The following is a 5,556-nucleotide window of genomic DNA, read 5'->3' on the forward strand; positions in this document are numbered from 1 at the left end:
ACGTGCTCATGGCCACGAGCATGACGGCTGCACCGGGCTCGAGCTCGCACAGAGCCGCACTTCAGACGGCCGAACCGAGTATTCGAGCCCCACAGCCTGGCTCAACGTCGGTAGGATCAACGCGCTGCGAGCGGATCAAGAGGGCGGCCCGCGCCGAAGCCGAGATCGATCCGGCGCGCCGGCGTCCACGAGGCGGCGCTCACCGCCGGCCCAGCCGAGGTCAGCCGGCACGGAGACGATCCTCGACGTTGCCGGCCAAATGATGCAGGCCGGCCTCCTGACACAGTCGTCGCGCTCGCCGGTACATGCCGTCGGCGCCTACGGTGTCACCGCGGGCGGCGAGGACGTCACCAAGACCGCAGGTCGGATATACCATGCTGTAACGGTCGCCAACCCTTGCGAACAGCTCCAACGAGCGGCGGTAGTGGTCCTCGGCCTCGGCGAGGCGGTTCGTCCCGAGGTAGGCCAGGCCAAGACTGTCCAGAGTAAACGCTGCGCCGTAGGCATCATCGATCGAGTTCTGAAGCCTTAGCGCCCGGTGGAGTGGCTCGAGCGCCTCGGCGTACCGGCCGGAGCCGGCCAGCAGGTATCCGTAGGTGTTGAAACCCTGCGCCTGATCGGCCGCCGTGCCGTGCGTGGTGTACAGCTCGACCTGCCGTTCAGCGACCTCAATAGCCTCCGCGAAACGCTCGGCGTTGTGTAGCGCGGTGGCGACGCTTCGGTATGCGTCAGCCTGACCCACGCGCATGCCAGCCTCGTGGTAGAGCATGGCGGCACGCAGGCCCGCATCTCGGGCGCCGTTCGTGTCACCGAGATATCCGGATGCACGCGAGATGCCGTGCTGAGCCAGTGCCTGGCCGATCCGGTCGCCGCATCTGCGGGCGGCAGCCAGCGCGGTCCGCGACGCAACGATCGCGTCGCCCCAGCGGCCAGCGCGCAGCGCGTAGTTCTCCATGTTGCGGGCGGTGCGAGTGGGATGCGACGCGACAGCGGCGTCCTCAGACGCGGCTGCCAGCGCCACGCTCGCCATCAGGGCGGCATGTTCGGCGGTGAACCACGCGAGTGCCTCGTCGCGGTCGTTGATGGTCTCCGGCCTGACGCCCCGGGCCAAGGGCGGCAAGGGAACCGTCCAGCGGAACGCGTCAAGATGCCGGTCCGCCTCCGCAGATGTGTGCAGATAGTGATCCAGCAGGCGGCGCACGCCCGCCGACGCTTCCGGATCGGTGGAGATCAGCTCGCGAGAGAAGGCCCTGAGTAGATCATGAAATGCGTATCGACCTGGCTCGACTTCGATGAGCAGGTTGACCTCGACGAGTTCGTCGAGGGCGGCCGCCACCTCCTCCAGCCGGTCGCCAGCCAGGCTGGCGGCGACCGCCGCCGAGACGCTGCCGCCGGTGTGCAGGCCGAGCAGCCGGAACAGCCGCGCCGTCTGCCGTCGCAGCAGTCGGTAGGACCACGAGAAGACCGCACGGATGTCGATGGTTGCGTCCGCGCTGGCCAAGGAGTCGAGACGCCGTGCTCCTTGCGTCAATCCACGAGCGACGACGGCGAGGGATCGCCGGGGCGCGACGGCGGCGCGAGCCGCCGTGATCGCGAGGGCTAGCGGAAGGCCGGCGCATCCGTCAATGATTTCCTCGACCGCTGCTGACTCGAGTGCGACCCGTGACCGGCCGAGTCGAGCGGTGAGCAGGACTCGCGCCTCGTCGCGGCCAAGCGTGTCGAGCGGCAGCGACATAGCGCCCTCGACCGCGACGAGGCCGGTCAGGCTGCTCCGGCTGGTCACCAGCGCCAGACAGCCCGGTGCCGCAGGAAGCAGCGGGCGGACCTGGGCCGCGTCTCTGGCGTTGTCCAGCACGACCAACACTCGCCGGCCCGCAATGACAGTACGGTACAGTGCGGCGCGCGCGTCCAGGCCAACCGGCAGCCGCCTCGGCGGCACACCCAGCCCGTCGAGCAGTACCCGCAGCGCCTCTTCGGGGGTCTCGGCGTCCTCGGGAGGGCCGTAGCCATTGAGGTTGACGTATAGGCAACCATCGGGGAAGCGGTGCCCGGCTTGGTGACCCCAGTGCACTGCGAGGGCCGTCTTACCCACGCCGGCAGTGCCGGAAAGTCCGACGATGACCGCCGCCTCGGTCACGGTGTCGGCGTACCGGTTGAGCTGCTCGATCTCCTCAACGCGGCCGATGAATCCGTGGACGCCGAAGGGCAGTTGAGACGGCACCGCCCTCACAGACGTGGCGGCCGGCAGCGGGCCGTGTCCGGCGTGCTGATCCGGTACAGGTGCGTCCCTCACCTCGGCACTGAACAGTTCGTCGGCATCAAGCGGCGCGAGCGCCTTGTCCCGACCGGTGGCTGGGTGGACGTCCGGGCAGGGCGGTTCCGGGACCCGCGGTGGGTCAGCGCGGGCCGACGGCATGACCATGGAAGCGGCCACCTCGACGGGTCGGACCTGGCCGTGCTGCTGGCGAAGGACCCGCTGATGAGTGTCCACGAGGGCGGGGGAAGGATCGATGCCCAACTCGTTGACGAGTCGCCGGCTGATGTCGGCGTAGCTGTCCAGCGCAGAGGCCTGCAGGCCGCCGGCCGCGAGCGCCGCTATGAGCCGCGCGTGGAGCGGTTCGTGCAGGGGGTTGGCAGCGGTGAGCGCCCGGAGCAGCGGCAGACACCGCTCGGGTTGGCAGTGAGCGAGAGCCAGATCGGCATAGCAGAGGGTCGCTGCGATCCGTTCCTCCAGCACCGCGGTGACGATTGGGTGACCGCTCAGCTCAGGCACGTCGTGTAGAGGGTCACCCGACCAGAGCGCCAGGGCGGCCTCAAACTCCTCCAGGGCCGCAGAGGGCTCCGCTTTGCGGGCTCCGTTGACCCGGTTGCGGAAATCGGTCAGGTCGAGTTCCTCGTTCCGCACCGCGAGCGGCAGCCGCCCGCACAGCCGCACAATCGTCGCGGTGGCCGCCGGGTCGTCAAGGACCCGCCGCTGGCCGGCGATCTTCGCCAGCAGGTCGGTGGCCTCGTCGACCGGCAACGTTTCCAGGTCGACGGCGTTGGCGGCCTCCAGATCCACCAGCCGGCGCCGGCTGGTGACGATGACCCCGCAACCGCCGGCGCCGGGCAGCAGCGGCCGGACCTGCCGCGCGTCCCTCGCGTTGTCCAGCAGGACCAGCATGCGGCGGGCCGCGAGCGTCGTGCGGTACAGGGCGGAACACTCCGCCTCGTCGGTCGGAATTGCGCCGGCGCTGACCCCCAACGCGCGCAGCGACTGGCTGAGCACGTCGATCGGGCGGGCCGGGTCGGGACCGTCGCCGTGCAGGTCCGCATACAGCTGGCCGTCGACGAAGTCGGCGCGCATGAGGTGGGCCGCCTGCACCGCCAGGGTGGTCTTGCCGACACCGGCCGGCCCCGCGATCGCGCAGACCTGCACCGCCGCCGGGTCGCGGTCGGGCCGCAGCAGGGCGCACACCTGCCGCAACTGGTCATGACGACCGGTGAAGTCGCCGACCGGCGCGGGAACCTGAAACGGCCGGGTCCGGTCGGCCACCTCATTCGAGGGCACGGGCGCCGGCAGGGGCGCCGGCACCGGGTCAGGGGTGGACGTCGGTGCGGTGCGGGACCAGCGCTGGCGCAGCACCCTGCGGTGGAAGTCGGCGAGCTCCGGGCCGGGATCGATACCGAGCTCGTCGGCGAGTCGCCCGCGGATCCGTTGGTACGCGGTCAGCGCCGCCGCCTGCAGCCCGTTGGCCGCCAGGGCCAGGATCAGCCGCCCCCACAAGGGCTCGTGCAAGGGGTGCGTGTCGCTCAGCGCCTGCAACACGGCGAGGGAGCTGTCGTGCCGGCCGAGCTGATCGGCGAGATCCGCCAGCCGTACCGCCGCCTGGACCCGCTCGTCGCTCACCGCGATCGACCGCGGATGGCCGACGAGCGGCCCGACGTCGCAGGCCGGCTCGGCGCGCCAGACCGCCAGAGCGTCGGTCAGCAGCTCCAGCGCCGTTGCCGGGCGCGCCGCCCGGGCCTGATCGACGAGCTCGCGAAACCGTAGGAGGTCCAGCTCGGCCGGGCCGACCCGCAGCAGGTATCCCGCCGGGCCGGACCGCAGCATCCCCGGCGCTGCACCCAACGCGGTCGGCGCCAGCAACCGCCGCAGCCGGGTGACGTAGGTCTGCACCAGGTTGACGGCCGACTCCGGCGGCTCGTCGGGCCACAGCAGGTCGATCAGCTCCGATCGGGTGACCGCCTCGTTGGGCGTCAGCGCCAGCCGGCCCAGCAGCGTGCGCTGCCGGCCGGCGCCGAACGCCAACTCGGTGCCGCCGCGCCGCACCACCAGTGGACCGAGGACCAGGACGCGGGTCGGGCCGTCGGCGTCCTGCGCCGTCCCGACGGCGGGGACCGGCCGCAGCGCCGCCCGCCGGAACGTCTCCGCCGCGTCGGCGTCGAGGTCGAGCGCCGCACTGAGCCCCCGGACGGACGCGGGCTGCGGAAACAGCGTGCGCCGCTGCTCGAGGTCGCGTACCGCGGCGAGGCTGACGCCGGCCCGCCCCGCGAGATCCCGCTGGGTCAGCGCCGCCGCCTCGCGATAGGTACGGAGTAACTCACCGAAGGGCACGGACGCCACATCGTCTTCCCGGATCATCTCCACCCCCGCGGTGATCGCCAGAACTCAATGCATCGTAGTGCGGGTCCGGTACGGGTGGAGTCCCGTAAGGCGGCGCCCGTACCCCATCCCGGGACCGGCGCGGCAACGGTCCGGGCGGTACGGGAACCGCCGCTGACGGTCGCGGTCCAGCGCCGCTGCCGAAGCTGGCTCCGCCGCCGGAGCAGACCACGCCGGCGACTCCAGCCAAGGACAGCCCAAGGAGTCGAACGTGACCACTCGAACCCTGTACCACCCGGCGCTGCTGCGCCTGGGCACCGTCGTCGCCGCCATCGCCATGGCGTCGTTCGGCACCGCGGCGGCCGCGTCCGCAGCGTCCACCGATACCGCCCCGGCCGCCATGCCGGCGGCGTTGGCGTCGGCCAACTGCGGCTACAACGGCGCCGAGAACCAGTGGATGACCCGGACCCAGGCGCTTGCCCGGGCCCGGAGCTGGATCGGCAAGACGCCGTACAGCCAGGACCGGTGCTACCAGAACCAGTACGGCGACTACCGCACCGACTGCTCCGGCATGGTGGCGATGGCCTGGGGCCTCGGCAAGTACGGGCACTCCTGGTGGACCGGCAACCTCGACCAGGTCAGCACGCCGATCCCGGCCGCGCAGCTGCAGGCCGGCGACGCACTGCTCTACCACGACGGCACGTCAAACGGCAGCCACGTGGCGCTGTTCGTGCGCTGGGTCGACAGCGCGCAGACCCGGCCCGTCGTGATCCAGGAGACCGGCTCGGCCGATAACACCATCGAGGGCGAGCCGACGAACTTCAACTGGCGCAACTACACGCCGATCCGCTATGACCGCATCGTCGACGACATGACGGCGCAGTCGTCGGGTTCGGTGGTGTTCAACGGCGTGTTCTACGAGTTTGCGCGGGCGTCGGACGGGTCGGTGCGGTACTGGTACGGCACGGGCG

The 5,556-nt window shown here is 71.1% G+C and carries 1 protein-coding gene and 2 pseudogenes; 1 reads left to right on the forward strand and 2 read right to left on the reverse strand.

Going from position 1 to position 5,556, the window contains the following annotated elements; all coding sequences use genetic code 11:
* Positions 1-220: 220 nt before the first annotated feature.
* Both ABZ807_RS31845 and ABZ807_RS31850 read right to left on the reverse strand, forming a co-directional pair.
* Entirely contained in the window at positions 221-4,315 is a 4,095-nt protein-coding gene (locus ABZ807_RS31845) for a BTAD domain-containing putative transcriptional regulator (RefSeq protein ID WP_357166387.1), read from the reverse strand.
* Positions 4,316-4,420: 105 nt separating this feature from the next.
* A pseudogene (locus tag ABZ807_RS31850) lies at positions 4,421-4,624 on the reverse strand (helix-turn-helix transcriptional regulator); the annotation flags it as partial.
* Between the two features lie 232 nt (positions 4,625-4,856).
* On the opposite strand from ABZ807_RS31850, the pseudogene ABZ807_RS31855 reads away from it, so the two are divergent.
* Positions 4,857-5,556: pseudogene (locus ABZ807_RS31855) on the forward strand (hypothetical protein); the annotation flags it as partial.

This window comes from Micromonospora sp. NPDC047548, assembly GCF_040642975.1.
GTDB lineage: Bacteria > Actinomycetota > Actinomycetes > Mycobacteriales > Micromonosporaceae > Micromonospora.